Source organism: Paenibacillus sp. EB106-06-01-XG199 (genome assembly GCF_058791575.1).
The window spans coordinates 217,447-235,669 of the sequence record NZ_JBYTDQ010000004.1 but is presented as its reverse complement, the minus strand read 5'-3'; the positions used below and the strand labels follow the sequence as shown (position 1 = coordinate 235,669).

At 49.9% G+C, this 18,223-nt stretch carries 16 protein-coding genes; 13 read left to right on the top strand and 3 right to left on the bottom strand.

Annotated features, from left to right (window positions below):
- Positions 1-328: 328 nt before the first annotated feature.
- From AC3WT9_RS16245 to AC3WT9_RS16190, 12 genes are all read left to right on the top strand, one after another.
- On the top strand, positions 329-604 hold the full coding sequence (locus AC3WT9_RS16245; protein WP_036696603.1) for an IreB family regulatory phosphoprotein: 276 nt from the start codon (positions 329-331) through the stop codon (positions 602-604).
- Positions 601-1,017 carry a Holliday junction resolvase RuvX gene (ruvX, locus tag AC3WT9_RS16240; protein WP_038588101.1) on the top strand — a complete coding sequence of 139 codons (417 nt, stop codon included), beginning with the start codon at positions 601-603 and terminating at the stop codon, positions 1,015-1,017. The genes AC3WT9_RS16245 and ruvX overlap by 4 nt, the downstream gene beginning before the upstream one ends.
- 13 nt (positions 1,018-1,030) lie before the next feature.
- Positions 1,031-1,339, top strand: coding sequence for a DUF1292 domain-containing protein (locus tag AC3WT9_RS16235; RefSeq protein ID WP_038588104.1), 309 nt, complete (start codon positions 1,031-1,033; stop codon positions 1,337-1,339).
- Positions 1,332-1,640, top strand: a complete 309-nt coding sequence (locus AC3WT9_RS16230; protein WP_341091115.1) for a DUF1292 domain-containing protein — start codon at positions 1,332-1,334, stop codon at positions 1,638-1,640. The genes AC3WT9_RS16235 and AC3WT9_RS16230 overlap by 8 nt, the downstream gene beginning before the upstream one ends.
- Before the next feature lie 172 nt (positions 1,641-1,812).
- Positions 1,813-2,859, top strand: coding sequence for an endolytic transglycosylase MltG (mltG, locus tag AC3WT9_RS16225; RefSeq protein WP_341091117.1), 1,047 nt, complete (start codon positions 1,813-1,815; stop codon positions 2,857-2,859).
- 75 nt (positions 2,860-2,934) lie between these two features.
- Positions 2,935-3,867 (top strand): peptidase U32 family protein, encoded by a 933-nt coding sequence (locus tag AC3WT9_RS16220; RefSeq protein ID WP_341091118.1) that lies wholly within the window; start codon positions 2,935-2,937, stop codon positions 3,865-3,867.
- 269 nt (positions 3,868-4,136) lie between these two features.
- The gene (locus tag AC3WT9_RS16215; protein WP_341377773.1) at positions 4,137-5,468 is read left to right on the top strand and encodes a peptidase U32 family protein; all 1,332 of its coding nucleotides are present in this window, start codon (positions 4,137-4,139) and stop codon (positions 5,466-5,468) included.
- Positions 5,469-5,725: 257 nt separating this feature from the next.
- Complete coding sequence (locus tag AC3WT9_RS16210) at positions 5,726-7,945, top strand: methyl-accepting chemotaxis protein (RefSeq protein WP_341091120.1); 2,220 nt, start codon at positions 5,726-5,728, stop codon at positions 7,943-7,945.
- A 249-nt stretch (positions 7,946-8,194) separates the two neighbouring features.
- Positions 8,195-10,078: a sensor histidine kinase gene (locus AC3WT9_RS16205; protein WP_341091121.1), complete on the top strand. Its 1,884-nt coding sequence runs from the start codon at positions 8,195-8,197 to the stop codon at positions 10,076-10,078.
- Positions 10,079-10,094: 16 nt separating this feature from the next.
- Positions 10,095-11,402, top strand: coding sequence for an ABC transporter substrate-binding protein (locus tag AC3WT9_RS16200; protein ID WP_492407743.1), 1,308 nt, complete (start codon positions 10,095-10,097; stop codon positions 11,400-11,402).
- Between the two features lie 46 nt (positions 11,403-11,448).
- Positions 11,449-12,513: a LacI family DNA-binding transcriptional regulator gene (locus tag AC3WT9_RS16195; RefSeq protein WP_492407742.1), complete on the top strand. Its 1,065-nt coding sequence runs from the start codon at positions 11,449-11,451 to the stop codon at positions 12,511-12,513.
- A gap of 29 nt (positions 12,514-12,542) precedes the next feature.
- Positions 12,543-13,328, top strand: coding sequence for a class I SAM-dependent methyltransferase (locus tag AC3WT9_RS16190; protein ID WP_341091124.1), 786 nt, complete (start codon positions 12,543-12,545; stop codon positions 13,326-13,328).
- 483 nt (positions 13,329-13,811) lie between these two features.
- On the opposite strand, the gene AC3WT9_RS16185 is transcribed toward AC3WT9_RS16190, so the two are convergent.
- Genes AC3WT9_RS16185 through AC3WT9_RS16175 form a run of 3 tightly spaced genes read right to left on the bottom strand, consistent with a single transcriptional unit; the run spans position 13,812 to position 17,170 of the window.
- Complete coding sequence (locus AC3WT9_RS16185; RefSeq protein WP_341091125.1) at positions 13,812-14,984, bottom strand: glycoside hydrolase family 130 protein; 1,173 nt, start codon at positions 14,982-14,984, stop codon at positions 13,812-13,814.
- Positions 14,984-16,198 (bottom strand): AGE family epimerase/isomerase, encoded by a 1,215-nt coding sequence (locus AC3WT9_RS16180; protein ID WP_342481380.1) that lies wholly within the window; start codon positions 16,196-16,198, stop codon positions 14,984-14,986. Before AC3WT9_RS16180 ends, AC3WT9_RS16185 begins: the two co-directional genes overlap by 1 nt.
- Before the next feature lie 21 nt (positions 16,199-16,219).
- Positions 16,220-17,170 (bottom strand): glycoside hydrolase family 113, encoded by a 951-nt coding sequence (locus AC3WT9_RS16175; RefSeq protein ID WP_342481381.1) that lies wholly within the window; start codon positions 17,168-17,170, stop codon positions 16,220-16,222.
- 275 nt (positions 17,171-17,445) lie between these two features.
- Between AC3WT9_RS16175 and AC3WT9_RS16170 the strand changes: the two genes are divergently transcribed.
- Entirely contained in the window at positions 17,446-18,219 is a 774-nt protein-coding gene (locus AC3WT9_RS16170; protein ID WP_341091129.1) for a response regulator transcription factor, read from the top strand.
- Positions 18,220-18,223: the final 4 nt, after the last annotated feature.

Genomic DNA, 18,223 nt, shown 5'->3' with positions numbered 1-18,223 from the left:
AATCTGCTGCCTGCGAACAAGGTAAAAGCATGTGAGACAGAGAAGCAGCGGTACTGAGTGCTCCATATCAGTACCGCTGCTTTATTCAAAAAAATAAAAAGTTTTGAATTTTTGCGAATATTCGCCTTTCATGGTATTCTGCAATAGCTTAAAAGCCAAAAAAATCTATATTAATGTAGATAAAATGCCAAAAAAAGCGTTATTATTGTGGCAGGATTTCCTCGTTGGGGCATGAATATGTTATGATGAAGGCAGCAAGTAAGCTGTACAGCAGCAACTTTGCGAAGCTGCCCTTTTAGGGTGATTTTGCAGAAGGAAGGTGTCACAAATGGACTCCATGGACAAAACGGTTAAATTCAATGTGAAGGGCGATGAAAAGGAAGCTTCTCCCCAGGAAATCTTGCTCGCCGTATACGACGCGCTCGTGGAGAAAGAATATCATCCGATCAATCAGATCGTTGGATATCTTCTTTCCGGAGATCCGGCTTACATTCCGCGCCATAACAATGCGAGAAGTTTGGTCCGGAGGAAAGAACGTGATGAGCTGATTGAGGAACTGGTCCGTTTCTACCTTGCCAATCATCGGGTGGATCAGCCGAAATGAAGAAGCTGGGTCTGGATTACGGCGACCGTAGAATCGGAGTCGCCACAAGCGATATTTTCGGATGGACAGCCCAGGCTCTAGAGACGATTGAGCGCCGCGGAAACGGGAATGAGTTCGAACGGATCCGCGAACTGGTGAAAGAGCACGAAATTGGAGAAATTGTGGTTGGGCTTCCGAAAAATATGAATGGCTCAGTTGGACCGCGTGGTGAAATCTGTATAGAATTCGCCGGCCAGCTGCGGGAACAACTCGAATTACCCGTACACCTTTGGGATGAGCGTCTGACGACAGTATCCGCTGAGCGGGTGCTGATTGAAGGGGACGTCAGCCGGAAGAAACGCAAAGGGATTGTGGACAAAATGGCCGCAGCCTTGATTTTGCAAAATTTTTTGGATGCTAACAGTAAAAGGTGAGGGGTGCGCGGATATGACAAACGAGCAGATCGGCCAAGAAGAAGAACCGGAAATTATCTATATTCCCGATGAGGAAGGTAATGAAGAGGAATTTGAGGTCATCATGAAGTTTGAAGTCGACGGTTCGGATGCAAAGTATATGATGGTGGTTCCACTCGATTCCGAGGATGAAGAGAGCGATGAGGTGTATGCGTTCCGTTACGAGGAAGATGGTGACGACCTGCAGCTCTTCATGATCGAGAATGACGAAGAATGGGCCATTGTTGAAGAGACTTTCAATACTTTGGTAGACGAATTGGACGGAGGAGCCGAGAATGACTGATTTTTCCGCCCAACAAGCGGTATGGACATCTAAGCTCAAAGAAGTATACGGAGAAACAGTGGAACTGGAAGACGAGCAGGGTAAATCTTCCGTTTACGATATTATTGCCGAGTTTGAAGTCGGTGACCGCGCATATGCGGTGCTGACCGGTTCCGGAAAAGACGCGGAGCAGGAGATTCTGCGGATTGTAGTTTCGCCTGACGGTCTTCCGGAGCTGGAGAGCATCGTTGACGATGAAGAGTGGGAAGATATTTCCGAGCTGTACGATGAGCTGACTTTTCCCGCAGAGGACACGGAATAAGCATCTTTATCTGTATGCAACATTATGTTGAGCATGAAGAGGGCGGAATTTTCCGCGCTCTTTTTGCTTGATATACGACCATAAAAGGTTGATGCAGCGTTCTCATGAAATTTATATTGAATTTAAAACAATACAATTTTATACTTTATAGTCGGAAAGTGAGGAGTCACATTTGAAAGCAGCAATCCGCGCTGTGCTCATTATTATCCTTTTGCTGGCATTGGCAGGAGGGGGAGGAGCATGGTATATCTGGAATGGCATGCAGCCGGTAGAGCCTGCAGGGCCAGCCGTCACGTTTACGATAGAGAAGGGCATGGGGAGTGCGGAAATCGCCAGCCTGCTCGACGAAAACGGCATTATACGTAATGGAATGTTCTTTAGGGGATATCTGAAATGGGTCAAGGAAGGGTCAAGCTTCAAGGCAGGCACCTATACGGCAAGTCCAGGGGACACCTATGATGAGCTGATTGCCCGGCTGAATGCCGGGGATGTAGTGAAGGAAGATACGGTGGTGTTCACCATTCCCGAAGGATTCACGGCAAAGCAGATAGCTGAGAAGCTTGCAGAGGCTTGGAACCAGCCGGCCGATGTGTTTCTGAAAATGATGAACTCGGGGGCGGGGCTGACTGCGGTAAATACGCTGAAGATTCCCGAGGACGCTAGTTTACGGCACCGGCTTGAGGGCTATTTGTTCCCGGAAACGTATGAGCTGGCCAAGGACAGTACACCGCAAGAGGTTGTTGAAGCCATGCTGGAGCAGTTGACGAAGAAGCTGGACAGTATTCCGGACTGGCAGGCGCAGCTTGCGGAGCGCGGATTGTCGCTGCATGAACTGCTGACCGTAGCTTCTCTCGTGGAGCGGGAGGTAGTTGTGGACGAAGAACGTCCGCTTGTAGCCGGTGTTATTTATAACAGGCTGAAGAAAGGCCAGAACCTGGAGATCGACGCAACTGTCCAGTATCTGCTGGACAAGCAGAAGGAAAGACTGCTGAATAAGGACCTGAAGGTCGAAAGCCCGTATAATACGTACCGGAACCCGGGTCTACCACCTGGACCTATCGGAAGTCCGGGCCTTGCATCGATACAGGCTGCGCTTGCGCCGAAAGCCTCAGAGTACTATTTCTATGTGACCAAAAAAGACGGCACGCAGGGACATCTGTTCGGCAAGACCTACAAGGAACATTTAGCCAATATCAAAAAAAGTGAACAAAATCAGTAGGAAACCTGTAAAATGAAAACTGTTGCCGTTACTAAATGATGATGAGCTGGACGGATGAATTTAGGAGGAATCAACATGAATAACAAACCGGAGCTGCTGGCAACGGCGGCTTCCTTGGAAGAAGCGCGTGTATTGCTGGATGCCGGGGCAGATGCGCTCCTCATCGGGGATGACCGTTTCGGCATGCGACTTGCCGGACATTTCTCGCTGGAGGACACAGCGGCTGTCGTTAGTCTGGCTCACGGCAAAGGCTGCAAGGTGTATGCCGGTCTTGGCGGGCTGATGACGAACCGTCTGCTGGATGAGCTTCCTGCTTATGTGAAGGCGATCGGTGAGCTTGGCGTTGACGGCATTGAATTCGGAGATCCTGCCGTGCTGGCGGCTGTGAAGCATGAAGCGCCGGGCATGAAGCTGCACTGGAATGCGGAAATGACCTCGACCAATTATGCCACTGCGAACTATTGGGGCCGCAAGGGAGCTTCGCGTGTCGTTCTGGCCCGTGAATTGAATATGGATGAGATGACGGATATGGTACCGCTGCTGGAGATCGAAGCCCAGGTACAGGTCCACGGCATGACGAATATATACCATTCCAAACGCAAGCTGGTAGAGAGCTATATGTCGCATCAAGGCCGTCCGAGTGAAGGCGGAAGCCTTGGCAAGGAACGCGGCTTATTCCTGATTGAAGCAGAACGCCAGGATGAGAAGTTCCCGATTTATGAAGATGTCAACGGGACACATATTATGAGTTCCGATGATATATGCATTCTGGAGGACCTTCATCTGCTGCTGGGTGCCGGAGTACACAGCCTGAAGATTGAAGGGCTGCTTAAGCCAGCTGCCTACAATGCTGCTGTAGTTAAGGCTTACCGCCATGCGATAGACCTCTACACCGCTGATCCGGCAGGTTATGCGTTCCAGGAGGAATGGATGGACGGAATCCGGGCGCTGCAGGACCCTGAGCGTGAACTGACATTCGGCTTTTTCTACAAGGAACAGGTGTATTAAAATATAAATAAGCAATGACTCAGCTTTTTAAAATAGCTTGTTATTTAAGCAACATAAAGGTGTAGCAGTGGAGGGGAAGTTTGGAACTGTAGGAGCGATAGCGTACGCCTTTAGGTTTGGATTTCTACCGTGGCTAACGGCTCAAATCAGGAAATCCAAACCTAACAGCGGCCGGAAGTCCAAACATTCCCCGCAACTGCGTCCAGCACCAGAATGGAAGGTTTTTTAAGCTATTTTAACGGGTGAGGAATATGGAGGGGAGAACAGGAATGGGAACCATGACAAAGCCTCAGTTTAAGGGCAAACGTTACCGTCTGGACAAACCGGAGCTCCTTGCTCCGGCGGGTAATCTGGAGAAATTGAAATTCGCCGTGCATTATGGTGCGGATGCAGTATATATTGGAGGCCAGAAATACGGCCTGCGCTCCGGAGCGGATAACTTCAGCTTTGAAGAAATGCGCGAAGGCGTGGAATTCGCCAAGAAATACGGGGCCAAGGTATTTGTTGCTACCAATATCTATGCCCATAATGAAGATATCGCCGGGATTGAAGAATACCTGCGCAATCTATATGAAGCCGGGATTGCCGCCATTATTGTAGCAGATCCGGCCATCGTCGATACCGCGCGCCGCCTGGTGCCGGGCCTTGAGGTACATCTCAGTACCCAGCAGTCCACACTGAACTGGCAGGCTGTCTCTTTCTGGAAAGAGGAAGGTCTGCCGCGTGTTGTATTGGGCCGTGAGACCAGCCTTGAAGAGATTGCCGAGATCAAAGCACATGTGGATATCGAGATCGAGAGCTTTATCCACGGAGCCATGTGCTCCTCGTATTCCGGACGCTGCGTGCTGTCGAATCATTTCACGGACCGCGACTCCAACCGCGGCGGCTGCTGCCAGTCGTGCCGCTGGAAATATGACCTGTTCGAAGATGCCCGTCCGGAAGGTGCATGGGTATCTGAGGAAGAGCAGGCTGAAGTCCTTTCGTCCCCGCAGCGTCTTGAGCCCGGTGTAACCCAGCTTCCGCTGCATCAGCCGGAGGATAACCAGTTCTCGATGGGATCTAAGGATTTGTGCATGCTGGAGAGCATTCCCGATCTGATTGAGGCGGGCATTGACAGCTTCAAAATTGAAGGCCGGATGAAGTCGATTCACTATGTGGCGACTGTAGTCAACGCCTACCGCAAGGCCATTGATGCTTACATGGCTGATCCGGAAGGTTATGAGCTGAAGCCGGAGTGGCTGGAAGAGCTGCAAAAAGCGGCAAACCGTCCGCTGAACACCGGATTTTTCTACGACACCCCGGATCATGAGGATCATATCTATGAGCCGGAGGAAAAAGCGGCTCCTTATGATTTTGCCGGATTGGTGCTGGAGTATGATGCTGAAAGCGGCATGGCTCTAATTCAGCAGCGCAACAACTTCAAACCGGGGCAGGAAGTGGAGTTCTTCGGCCCGGACAACACCTTTTTCAAGCAGACCGTCGGAGAGCTGTGGGATGAAGAGGGCAACCGGCTTGACGTTGCCCGCCACCCGCTTCAGCGTGTCCGCATGAAGGTAGACCAGCCGGTAGCTTATTTCGATATGATGCGGAAGAGAAAATAATTTTATTATTTATTTACAAGGGATGCTCTTATTTTTTGAAGAGCATCTCTTTTTTTGCAATCCCGGCAAAATTCGGGATATTCTTAGGAAATATAAAAAAATCTCTGGGAATTTGTAAAGAAAACTAAGAAAAAAGACCCAATATGCCGATATATATTCCGTGAACGCTTACATACATCTTCTAATCTAATTGGTAGGTGATGGTAATGGGGGCTCCCGAGCGTGAAAAAAGAGGAGAACAGCAGAAAGGGAGAAGGATGAGAGTGGGGAAGAACAAGAAGAAACCGGTGACAGTACAAAAAGCAGAGACAAACCGCACAAGTGAAACACAGACAGCAAGCAAAAGTAAGGTCAAGAAAGTGCGCGACAAGGTAACCCTTAAGGGGGTACTACATACTTCGGTGCGTCAGGTGAAAAGGGTCAACCCGCTGAAATCAGTTGGTGTCAAGCTGTTTTTGATTTTCTTGTCTTCAATTGTTATTGTGGTACTGCTCTTGGGACTGTTGTCCTATAACAAGGCCAAGAATACGATTAAAGATAATGTATCAGAAGCTAACCGGCAGACCATTATCCAGACCTCTGATAAGCTTGATATTCTTATCAAACAGTATGAGAATCTGGCACTGCAACTGTATTTTGATACGAAAATGCAAAGTGATTTGACAGATTTGGCTTCCGCGAGTTCCAATTATGATAAATTTGTAGCTACCGATTCAATAAGCAAAAAGCTATCCAGCCAGACGACAACAGATTCGAACATTGTGGCTATTTCACTGATTCCGCAGTCAGCGGACTATAGTGTAATTACAAGCGGCAACTCCGGACTAAAGATGGATGGAATAAGAGATCAGGATTGGTATAACACGGTTGTAGGCCGTACTCAGGAATATGAATATTATTACTCCAAGGAAACCAAAGCATCCCAGAACTACTGGTTCTCGACGGCCATTGAAGGTGATAAAGGGAAAAATATCGCGATGGTAAGATCCCTCAAAAACATGGGTTCCAATTCAGGATATGTAATCATGCTTGAACTGAAAAATACACTGCTGGAGGAAGCCTTCAAAACTGTTTCCCTCGGAGACGGCTCACGGATTCAGCTTGTGGACCCGGATGGTATAGTAGTCGCTTCTAATGTACCTGCTGATGACGGGGTGGCTTCCGAGCTAGCCTTCATCAAGGAGAGCAAGAGCAACAACGCAAGTCAGGAAGCCAGCGATGCCGACGGCAAGGATGTGCTGGCAGTGTATAATCCCTTGACCAAGGCTGACTGGAAGCTGACCGGAGTGGTGCCAACCGGCGAGCTGGTGAAGGCAGCACGTCCGATTCTGTTCACGACTTATCTGGCGGCGCTTGCTGCAGCCGCGCTTGCGGTAGTGCTAGGGTTCTGGATGGTCCAGATGATCGCCAAACCGCTGGCACGCCTGAAGGATCTTATGGTTGAAGGTTCAAAGGGTGACCTGAGCGTGCGTACCGAATACGTATCTAAGGATGAGATCGGCGAGCTGTCGGCCTCCTTCAATACGATGATGGAACGGATTACAGAGCTGGTTGCACAGACAACGGACACAGCCCGCGAAGTGCTGGATACTGCTGGCGAGCTTGGTGAAGCTTCCCGCAAGACTGCCATTTCTGCGAAGGAAATTGCCGCTGCTACGGAAGAGATCGCCGGTGGTGCAGGAAGTTTGGCTTTGGAAGCTGAACGCGGCAATGAGCTGACGGATCTGATCGCTACACAAATGCAGAGCGTTATCGCTGCCAATGCCGAGATGGATGAGGCGGCCCGTGGTGTCGGTGAAGCCAGCGGACACGGAGCGAAGCAACTCGAAGAGCTGCTGAAGCAGACAGGCCGTACCGGAGAGATGACAACCGCGCTGGTGGATCGTGTCAACGATTTGAAAGAAACGGTATTCTCTGTAATCAAAGTGCTTGATGTTATGAAGAACATTACACAGCAGACAAACATTCTCTCATTGAATGCAACCATTGAAGCAGCAAGAGCGGGCGAAGCAGGCCGCGGATTTATGGTCGTGGCTGGGGAAGTCCGGCAGCTGGCGGATCAATCCAAGCAGTCCATTGCCCTTGTAGCCGGGATTACCGATAAAATCATGGCTGAAATGAACGAGACAGTAACTGTGCTGTCCGAAGTTGCACCGCTCTTCAAGCAGCAGATGAGTTCGGTGAAGAGCACAAGCGATATCTTCGTATCGGTTAAGGGACAGATGGAGGATTTCATTACAAGCCTCGAATCAGTGACCGGCGCCATTGGAAGCCTCAATCATTCCCAAGGTGTCCTGTCGGATGCCATGGGCAATGTAAGTGCGGTAGCGCAGCAATCCTCGGCCACTTCGGAAGAGGTAGCCTCACTCAGCAGCGAGCAGCAGAACGTGAGCGATCACCTCGTTTCGCTGTCAGGCAAGCTGGAGAGCGTTTCAACTCAGCTGAAGGATAAGCTGGCGCTGTTTACCATCAAATAAATCATTAGAGTTACGTAGGTTTTTGAGCCAATAAGGCCGTTTCTTCCACAGGAAGAAGCGGCCTTATTCCGCTTTTAACAGGTTCAATACTTCGGCAAAGGGTTATGGAAACAATCTTCGAAGTTACCTTGGAACTTTGCGTGCTATCTTCTTGTACAACCACACACTAACACGTATAATGATTTTGTTAGGGAAATTGTTATGAATATAAGAAAAGTTAGGTAAACGTCATTGAAGGAGAAGGGCCGTATGAAGGGTAAACGCAAATACAACTGGTGGTCCTTTATCGGGGATATGAGCATGGAACGCAAGCTGCTCCTCGTCTTTCTGATTATCATTACACTCCCGCTTTCTTTCATCAGTGTAATCAGCTTCAAGAGCTACTCCAAGTCTATCGAATATAATACCATCGCTTATTCAGAAAAGCTGATCGATCAAATGATGGACGGGATTGACGACTACATAGAGGATATGAAACGAATCTCATCCATGCCCGCATATGTAAACGATATCAAGCAGAACCTGCTGCGCTCGAACCGGTATTATGAGCAGAAGCAGGGCATGGCGGGCGAAATGGACAGTTCGTCGATTGCACCCGGTGATTTTGATCTTTTGCTGTCTATACAGCGGGGGATCGAAGGAAACATTTCCTTCATCAACAATATCAAACGGGGCACGAATTCCGTGTATATTTTTGACGGCTATGGCAACGGTTATTATTCGGCCAAAGACGGAGGCGTCCGGTTGGATCTGAAGCAAAGCTACAAGTTCTGGAGCGAGCAGGCCAAGTATTCCAGCGGGGAAGCACTGCTTTTCGGCACTCAGGCATACACAAGCAATCTGCAAAGCACCCGGTATGCGTTCACGGTTGTCCGTAAAATTGTCGACGGCCTGTGGAATCCAATCGGACTGATTGCGGTGGATGCCAATATCAGCAACATGGAAAATCAAGTCGCCGAACTGGATAAGGTTACGCACGGCAAGTCATTAATTGTGGATGAGAACGGAAAAGTTGTGTATGACAGCGATCAGAAGCTGCTGACGACGGATATTTCACACACATTGCTGTACCGCAAGGCGCAGGGCAGCGCCGGGAGCTTCTACGACACGGTGTCCGGCCGGGATAGGCTGAATATATATTCAAGCTCCTCCAAGACCAATTGGAAGGTGATTATCTCCATTCCGGTCGATGAGTTGACCCGCGATGTGAAGCTGACCCGCAATGTGACCTTTGCCGCAACGCTGATTATCATTGTGCTGGCGCTGATTATTTCGATTATTTTATCCTTTGCGTTGACCAAACCGTTGACTCAATTAATTCAGCTAATGAAAAAGGTGCAGAACGGCGATCTTGATGTCACCTTCCGAGTCAAACGCCGGGATGAAATTGGCCTGCTGGGTCACCAGTTCAACCGGATGCTTGCCCGGATCAGGCAGCTGATCGAGGATATCTACCGGATTGAAGAGCAGAAGAAGGAGGCGGAGCTGCAGGCGCTGCAGAGCCAGATCAATCCTCACTTCATCTATAATACACTGGAGTCTATCCGCATGACTGCAGAGCTTAATGACGATGTCGAAGCCGCCGACATGATCTCCATACTGGGTAAGCTGCTGCGTTACAGTACGAGTGAATTAACCGGCAAAACGACGATGAAGCAGGAACTGCTGTATGTGCGCAACTACGTAGAGCTGCTGGGCAGCCGTTATCCCGGACGTTTCCTGCTGGAGATCGATGTCCCGGAGGAGCTTAACGAATACTCCATCATTAAGCTGGTCTTCCAGCCGATCATAGAGAACGCTGCTTATCACGGATTGGATGACAGCAAGCCCCAGATGCATCTCAGCATTAAATGTGAGATTACAGAGCATAAGCTACTGTTTCATATAAGCGATGACGGCTGCGGTATGGATCAGGACACGCTGGACAAGCTCAATGACAGTCTGAAACGTGAGACACCCCGCAAGAAAAGCATCAATGGAGGAATCGGTATGAAAAATGTGCACCAGCGTGTACAGCTGCATTATGGTGCGGGTTACGGCATTGAAGTGTTCAGTGAGGCAGGGAAAGGGACGGATGTAATCTTATCCCTGCCACTGCTGGAGCCAAACGAACGAACGGATAGCGAGAGCTAGAGAGAGGGGGAACACCTTGAAGAGGACTAAAATACATTGGCCTGTGCGGACCGTGCTGCTGGTTCTGCTGCTGCTGTCAGCGGGTTGCGAGAATCGCGGCAACAGCCAGGAGCCTGCTGAATCAGCTGCCGTAGACGGGGGTTCGTCCAGTCTGTCAGGCACGATAGTCATGCTGACGAATCGAATTGATCTGATTGAGAATGGAACCTTCAAAGGGTATGCCGACCAGTTTAAAAAGAAGTATCCGGAAGCTAGTGTGGAATTCGAAGGTTTGCCCAATTATGCGAGCGACATTCTCGTCCGATTGTCGACCAAGGACGCCGGGGATGTTCTGCTGCTGCCCGTCAATTTGCCGGCGAAAGAGCTCGGGCTTTTTTTTGAGCCGCTGGATAATGAAATGTCCGCTCAGGAAAGATTCACCACATTCGCTACTTACGGTGGTAAGAGGTACGGATTATCTACAGGTACGACAACCAGCGGAATCGTCTATAACAAGCGGGCTTTCGAGCAGGCGGGCATTCCGCAAATTCCGCAGACCCTTGAACAATTCTACACTGCCTGCACCAAGCTGAAGGCGGCGGGAATTACCCCCGTTTATTTAAATTACGGAGCCGTCTGGCCGCTGCGGGAATGGGGAAATAATATGGTCAATTTTATGACCGGTGATCCCGAATACTTGAACAACATGGTTCATGAGGACAGCCCGTGGCAGATTGATAATGCATGGGGGCAATCTCTGTCCATCGCCAAAACGATAATTGGCAAGGGTTATGTGGAAGATGAGCTGTTCTCGAACAATTGGGAGATTTCCAAAACCAAGCTGGCGAAGGGGGAGGTCGGCATGTATTTGCTCGGAAACTGGACGATCCGCCAGGTGCTGGATGCCGGTGCCTCCGAGGAGGATATCGGATTCTTCCCGTTTCCATATGACAATGGCAGTGAACATTATGCTCCGCTCAATCCGGACTGGTTCATTGGTGTCAGCAAATTCAGCAAGCATAAGGAGCTTTCCATGGCCTGGGTGGAGTATTTCGTAAAAGAGACCTCCTATACAGCTGACTGGGGCTTCCTGCCTCCTGAGGGAGCAGCAGAGCCTTCTATGGAGCAGTTCCGCGAGTTTCTCTCCTACAATCCCCGGTTGGTTGAGGCAACAGTGCAAAGTGACGCCTTCATTGAAATGGCTAACAGGGCGAAGATGTCGTTCTGGTCAGGAGATTATATTCAGGAGTTGCTTGCCACGCCGGATTTACAGCAGTCTTTTGACATATTGAATGAGAAATGGAAGGAAGCGCGTCAGGGGCAGCAGGCTTCTCCGCAGCCATAAACGGGGAATTGTTTTTTAAATCAAGATTATTCTGGAGGGCTTTCATATGGCTAAAAAGGTTACCATGCAGAAAATTGCCGATCATCTCGGCGTATCCAAGTTTGTCGTCTCCAAATCGCTTTCAGGCAAGGGCGGCGTCAACGAAACAACCAGAGAGCGGGTAATCCAGGCTGCTTCACAGCTTGGCTATTTCACACAGAAGAATGCATACGTGCAAAATATAAAACGTTCCTCCCAGGGCTCAGGGAGCGACCGGAATAAGCAGTCGGTGTTGGTGCTGATGCCCAATATCCGTTCACAGACACAAGATTCCCTCTATTGGGGCAAAATTGTTGACGGCATTGCACTTGCGCTGGATCAGGAAGGCCTCGGGATGGTGATTGTTTCAGAGCACCGTGCAGATAATTTCGTCAACATTCTGAACCCGAACGGTATTCTCGGCCTGGTTGGAGTAGGACAGATTTCTACCTCGCTGCTGCTGGAGGTGCACCGCATCGGACTGCCGATGGTGCTGATTGATCATGAAGATCCGCTAATTCCGAGCGATACAGTATTCGCTAACAATACTGATTCCATGAACCGGCTGAGCAACCACCTGATGGCAACTGGCCATAAGCTGCTGCATTTTATCGGCAATATTCGCTACTCGCGCAGCTTCCGCGACCGCTGGATCGGCTTCCGCAGCGCGTTGGAAGAGAGTGAATTGAAGCCCCCTGCCGGTGATGACGAGATGCTTCAGCTGGAAGGCATGGATGACGCAATCATTCAAGAGCAGTTCAACCAATGGATGGCGAAGCGGAAAAAAGCCAAAATCATGCCGACAGCGCTAGTCTGCGCCAATGATTTCATCGCGCTCACAGTCAGCGAGGCGCTGAAGGAAGACGGCTTCTCCATACCGGGCGACATCTCAGTAACGGGATTTGACAACATCGAGGATGCAACAAGAGGTGTTCCGCCGCTTACTACCGTGCATGTACCCAAAGAGGCAATGGGCCGGGCGGCAGTGGAGAAGCTGCTGAACCGGATTCATAATCCGTCAGCACCGCTGGAGAAGATTCTGATCGCTGCCGATATCGTCCACCGGGATTCAGCGGCCGGACCGCAGAGCTAGGGAATGTGATGAAGACAGGAGGAGATGGAATGAACCAGACGTTAGCAGATCCGACAGAACACCCGGATTGGAGACTGCCGCATTCATTTGAATGGTATGCCGGACTGGGAGGGGAGACGGGGAAATATACGTACCCCTGGAATTCCACGATCACGGGGCCCGATGCGGAGGCGATGTTCGCCGAGGAGGTTGCAGGACTGGTGCCAGGGAAAAGAGTACTCGATATCGGCTGCGGTCATGGGGATTTTACGATTCGCTGGAGTCCTGTGGTGAAGCAAATTGTCGGGCTGGACGTCACTGCTGATTTTATCGAAACGGCCAGCAGCACAGCCCTTTCCAATGTTTCTTTTGTTACAGCCAATACCAAGCACAAGCTTCCCTTCGAAGACGGACAATTTGATTGTGCTTACAACCGTAAAGGCCCGACCTCCGCATACTCTGATCTTACGAGAATCCTCAATAAAGGCGGGAGGCTGCTTGCTCTCCATCCCGGCGACCGTTTGTCGCCAGAGCTGTCCCGGCTCTTTCCCGGGCTGTTTGCACCTCAGCCGGAAGGAACTCCGGTACTGGACAAGATCAATCAACGGCTCGAGGCAAGCGGATTTACAAGCGCTGAAATCGAGATTGTTACGAGTGTGCAGTATTTTCATGAGCCGCTGGATATTGTGCGGTTGCGCTGTTTTGGCCAGACACCTGCGGTTCACGAAATGGTGTTGCAATGTATGCCTGAGATCAGCCGGATTTTCACTCAGCACCAGTCATCCCAAGGGTTGCAGGCAACCTTGGATAATTACATCGTTCGCGCAGTGGTGTAAGTTGACGTTAAGTCCGCTCAATCCGTAATAATAGGAAAAAGTGCAAGGGTAGTTTCTCTTTTTGCGCTGTTCCCCCGCCTGTATAATTTGGCCTGAGACCAAGAGAGGGTATTGGGGCAATTTAGAAGGCATCATCAGCACCTGTAGCTTTAATTGCATTACCTGCAATTATTCAAGGTATAAGCAGACTTTTTCTAGAAATAACTGCATTTTATGCAGTTAAAAATAATAAATTCGCCCATTTGAGCTGAAATCCTCTAATATAAATGTACAGAATGCAACTATACACACGGTGGCAGTGGAAATTGCGTTTTTAAGTGTGCGAAGTACAATTAAGTCGCATTGGGAGTGGAGATCCGGCCAAAAAGCCATACGGTCAATCAGTTATTCGGCTGCTGGTCCTTACTTCAGCCCATGTAAATAAAAAAGAGTCTGCCAGGAACTCAACCCGGCTGACTCTTTTTACGTATGAAGTGTAGGCAATTATAGCTGTAAGTTACGGTCGATCAGTGCGATGCGCTGTTGTACGCAGGCATAGGAACGGAGCGGATCTTCCGGTGTATTCAGCACATAGTCGAGCATTTGGTCAACTGAAGTGGTAGCTACATGAATGCGGGTGTCGGAGGATGCGTAGTAAATATAGATTTCTCCGTTATCGCGGGCAATTACACCGTTGCAGAACACTACGTTGGATACGTCGCCGACACGTTCTTCACCGTCTGGAGCGATGAAATGGCCGCCTGGAGCATGGGTAACTTTGTTCGGCTCATTCAGGTCCGACAGGAAAGCATAAAGCACATACCGCAGTCCTGCTGCTGTATTGCGCACGCCATGGGCGATGTGCAGCCAGCCGCGCCGAGTTTTGATTGGAGCCGGGCCTTGGCCGTTCTTCACTTCTTTGATGGTGTGATAATAGCGCTGATCCATAATGGACTCGCTGGTAATTACGGCATTTTCGATTGTATCGGACAATCCCCAGCCGATGCCGCCGCCGGAACCGGCGTCGATGAAGCCATCCTGCGGACGGGTGTAGAAGGCATATTTGCCATCCACAAATTCAGGATGCAGCACGACATTGCGCTGCTGGGCGGAACCGGTCTTCAGGTCAGCCAGACGTTCCCAGGTCTTCAGATCCTTGGTGCGGGTGATGCCGCACTGGGCTACAGCACTGGAGAGGTCGCCGTGCGGAGCATCCGGATCTTTACGCTCGGTGCAGAACAAGCCATAGATCCAGCCATCGGCATGTTTAACCAGACGCATGTCGTAGACATTGATATCCGGGTCTTCTGTTTCAGGTAACACTACCGGATGGTCCCAGAAGCGGAAGCCGTCTACACCGCTGTCGCTTTCGGCTACAGCGAAGAAGGATTTGCGGTCATTGCCCTCAACACGGGCTACGATATAGAACTTGCCATCCAACTCAATGGCGCCCGGGTTGAAGATGCCGTTAACGCCGATTCTTTCAGCAAAATATGGATTGGTTGCCGGATTATAATCATAACGCCAGATCAGCGGGGCATGCTCTGCGGTGAGCAGCGGATACTGATAACGGTCATAAGTCCCGTTGCCGTAAGCCACCTTCTTATTTTTACGTCCGATCAGGGCCTCATAACGTGCTGTCAATTGTTCCTTGCGTTCTTCGAATAAAGTGGTCATTAGACATTCTCCTTTAAAGTTGTTTTAAGACGTTCGATCATCTCGAAGCAGGCTCTGCTGTTATGATAAGGGCATTTCCAGGCGCTGACCTTCGGCTCATGCGCGAGCGGCTGCAGCTTCTCGTCAACACCCCAGTACCATTCGCCATACTTGCGGTCCACTAAATAGCTGTCAATAAAGTTCCAGGCGCCTTCAGCGGCATTCAGGAACCGCTGATTCCCCGTCAGCTGATAGGCATTGTAAAAGCCGACAACTGCTTCAGCCTGCGGCCACCAGTCCTTATCCTTACTCAGCAGCCCGCTGCCGTCGGCCTCATTCCAGATGCCCCCGTCGCTGGCGATGCCTTCTTCAAGCGCAGCTTCTGCCATGCTCAGGGCAACTGTGCGCACGCGCTGGAGCAGCTTCTCATCGCCAAGCACCTCAGCGGCTTCTACCAGCAGCCAGCTGCCTTCGATATCATGGCCGTAGGAGACGAGCTCAGATTTCACATGCCACTCTTCATCCAGGAACAGGTGGAAATGCTTGCCTTCCGCGTCAATGATATGATCAAGCATCGTTTCGATCAGCCCGGCCAGCTTAAGCTTCAGCTCTTCGGATTTCCATACACGGTACAGGCCAGTATAACCCTCCAGCACATGCAGATGCGTATTCATCGACTTCTTCTCATTCATATCCTTGGCGCTTAGCGACAGATCATCCGTTACATGCCATTCACGCGACAGTGCTTCGATATATCCTTTATAAAGCGGATCGTAGCCGTGCTTTTCCAGGAGACGGAACAGCTCAACCGCTTGTTCCAAGGCTTGTGAATTTTCAGTAGCATGATGGAATTCGGCTAACGCGTAGATGGCAAAAGCCTGGCCGTATACTTGCTTTTTCGGCTGGGAAGGTGCACCTAAAGCATCTACCATCCAGTAAAATCCACCGTATTCCTTATCTGTGAAATGCTCCAGCAGGTAGCTGTAGGCACGTTCAGCCATGGACAGGTATTCAGCTTTGCGGTACATGCGGTAAGCACTCGCAAAGGTCCAGAGAATCCGAGCATTAAGCACAAGGCTTTTCTCTGCGCCTTCGACAACATTCAACTGGTTATCAATTTCGCCAACAAAGCCGCCGTATTGTTCATCCAGCGTGTGTTCCATCCAGAAGCCGAGAATATTGTCCTGCAATTCAGCCTCCAGCTTCTTCAGCCAATCTTCGGGTGAGTTCTTCATTTTTCCGGTCCACTCCCATCGTTAGTTATTGATTTTGGAGCCATAATACGCTTTGATGACACCTGCTGCCGACTTCCCGTACATGCAGTAATCATCATTGTCTGCCGCCTCTTCAAGCGGATAGAGCTGTGCAGGCCAATCCCATAACATGAAGCCCCGTACCCATTCACGGCTTTCGCAGCTGCCGAACATCGCCTGGTAGAACCGGTGTTGCTCTTCTTCGCTGGGTTCACCCTGTAACGTCCAGTCATTGGGGATAGCAGCGCTCCCGGTACGGCTGGGACAACCGGCTTCCATAAAGAAGAACGGTTTGTTGTGTAACTTCACCACGGCTTCAATCCGGTCAAGCTGGGCTTCCCAGTCCTGTTCCGGGTAATATCCGCTGGAAGAGATCACATCGAGGTCATCCCACCAGGTCACATTATCCTCCTGGTATTTGTCGCAATTGTAAGTAATGATCCCGTGGTAGACCTTGCGTACCTCAGCGATCAGGGCCCGCCATTCCGCTTCGCGCCGTTCGGTCTGGACCAGCTCACAGCCGATGCAGAACATTTCGCAACCGCTTTCTTCAGCGATCGCAGCATAATGCAGGATAAAGTCAGTATAAGAGCGGAACCACTCCGACCATTTGGGCTCGCAGGGAACATCCTTGTCGAAAAAGTTAATATGTGCGCGCCAAGTGCCGTCTGCACAATTGACAATCGGCTTCAGGCAGACCTTTAAAGTGAGCTCTTTGGCCTTGCGGATCGCCCAGACTACTTCTTCGTCGGTGACTGTCGGCTTCTCCCAGTACGGAATTTCCGTGGATTGCGGAGTGGCCTGAATGGCGCTGAAGGCAATTGCGGTCCAGTTCGCACCCGTAACCGATTTCATAAGCCCCATCGAAGCTTCGGCTGCTTCAGTAGTCCAGGTTCCGCGTCTGCCCATAAAGCCCCAGGTGACACCTCCGACATATTCATTAAGCAGTGACATTTGGAAACCTCGCTTTACTAGGAAGAATAGATAAAATAATGCTAACAAATAATAACTTTTCGTTGTTATGTTATTATAATATTGTTATTTATTGATAACAACAATACAATTTAGTTATATACCTTTTTGTGTTTGATTTCAAGGGGGAATTAATTAAAGTAAATTGAAGACTATAAAAGAGCAATACAACACATTTTCTAACCGGCTAATCAGGCATATAATTAGAATGGTAGCGCAATCATTCGCAGCGGATTACAATTGGAGGCGGTTTCGAATTGATCAAGGTCATGATTGCGGACGATGAGGAAGTAATACGACGCGGGCTGGAGAAGATTACTTCCCGCATGGACTTGGAAGTAGAAGTTATCGGTTCATACGGCAATGGACAGGAGGCTTGGGGGCATCTTTCCACGCTGGCTCCTGAGGATATTGATCTCCTGATTACGGACATCAAGATGCCGAGGATGGACGGCTTCAAGCTGATAGAAGAGGCCAGGGGCCATATGAAAAATTTATCGATTGCTGTGCTGAGCGGATTTAGCGAGTTTGATTATGCCCGGAGGGCTATGCGTCACGGCGTACTGGATTATCTGCTTAAGCCGATAGAGAAGGCTCAATTGTACGAGCTGCTGAAGCGGGTGGAGGAGAACAAGGAACTGAAGATTGCCGTACCTGAACAGGAGAATCCTCCAGCTCAGGCTGCCGAGGGTGGAGAGCATTATGTGGTTGAACAGACCAAAAGCATTCTGGAGAAGGAATATGGCCAAAACTTTGAGCTGGAGCGTCTGGCAGAGACCGTTGGTATGAACGCAAGTTACATCAGCCGCCTGTTTAAGTTCAAGACCGGCCAGACGATAACGGATTATCTTATCGGTATTCGTATCGCGAAAGCCAAGGAGCTGCTGATTGGACAGCCTGATCTCAAAAACTATGAGATTGCCGAAAGGGTCGGTTACAGCGATCCTGTATATTTTAACAAGCTGTTCAAGAAAATGTGCGGAATGACACCAAAGGATTACAAAAGCGGATGCAGGACTCCGAAAAGCTAGCATC

Bases quoted from the DNA above. Each gene is read 5' to 3' on its own strand.
- AC3WT9_RS16190 (WP_341091124.1), top strand. From the start codon at position 12,543: ATGAACCAGACGTTAGCAGATCCGACAGAACACCCGGATTGGAGACTG.
- AC3WT9_RS16175 (WP_342481381.1), bottom strand. From the start codon at position 17,170: ATGTCACTGCTTAATGAATATGTCGGAGGTGTCACCTGGGGCTTTATG.
- AC3WT9_RS16195 (WP_492407742.1), top strand. From the start codon at position 11,449: ATGGCTAAAAAGGTTACCATGCAGAAAATTGCCGATCATCTCGGCGTA.
- AC3WT9_RS16210 (WP_341091120.1), top strand. From the start codon at position 5,726: ATGAGAGTGGGGAAGAACAAGAAGAAACCGGTGACAGTACAAAAAGCA.
- AC3WT9_RS16230 (WP_341091115.1), top strand. From the start codon at position 1,332: ATGACTGATTTTTCCGCCCAACAAGCGGTATGGACATCTAAGCTCAAA.
- AC3WT9_RS16235 (WP_038588104.1), top strand. From the start codon at position 1,031: ATGACAAACGAGCAGATCGGCCAAGAAGAAGAACCGGAAATTATCTAT.
- ruvX (WP_038588101.1), top strand. From the start codon at position 601: ATGAAGAAGCTGGGTCTGGATTACGGCGACCGTAGAATCGGAGTCGCC.
- AC3WT9_RS16205 (WP_341091121.1), top strand. From the start codon at position 8,195: ATGAAGGGTAAACGCAAATACAACTGGTGGTCCTTTATCGGGGATATG.
- AC3WT9_RS16220 (WP_341091118.1), top strand. From the start codon at position 2,935: ATGAATAACAAACCGGAGCTGCTGGCAACGGCGGCTTCCTTGGAAGAA.
- AC3WT9_RS16185 (WP_341091125.1), bottom strand. From the start codon at position 14,984: ATGACCACTTTATTCGAAGAACGCAAGGAACAATTGACAGCACGTTAT.
- AC3WT9_RS16215 (WP_341377773.1), top strand. From the start codon at position 4,137: ATGGGAACCATGACAAAGCCTCAGTTTAAGGGCAAACGTTACCGTCTG.
- AC3WT9_RS16245 (WP_036696603.1), top strand. From the start codon at position 329: ATGGACTCCATGGACAAAACGGTTAAATTCAATGTGAAGGGCGATGAA.
- AC3WT9_RS16180 (WP_342481380.1), bottom strand. From the start codon at position 16,198: ATGAAGAACTCACCCGAAGATTGGCTGAAGAAGCTGGAGGCTGAATTG.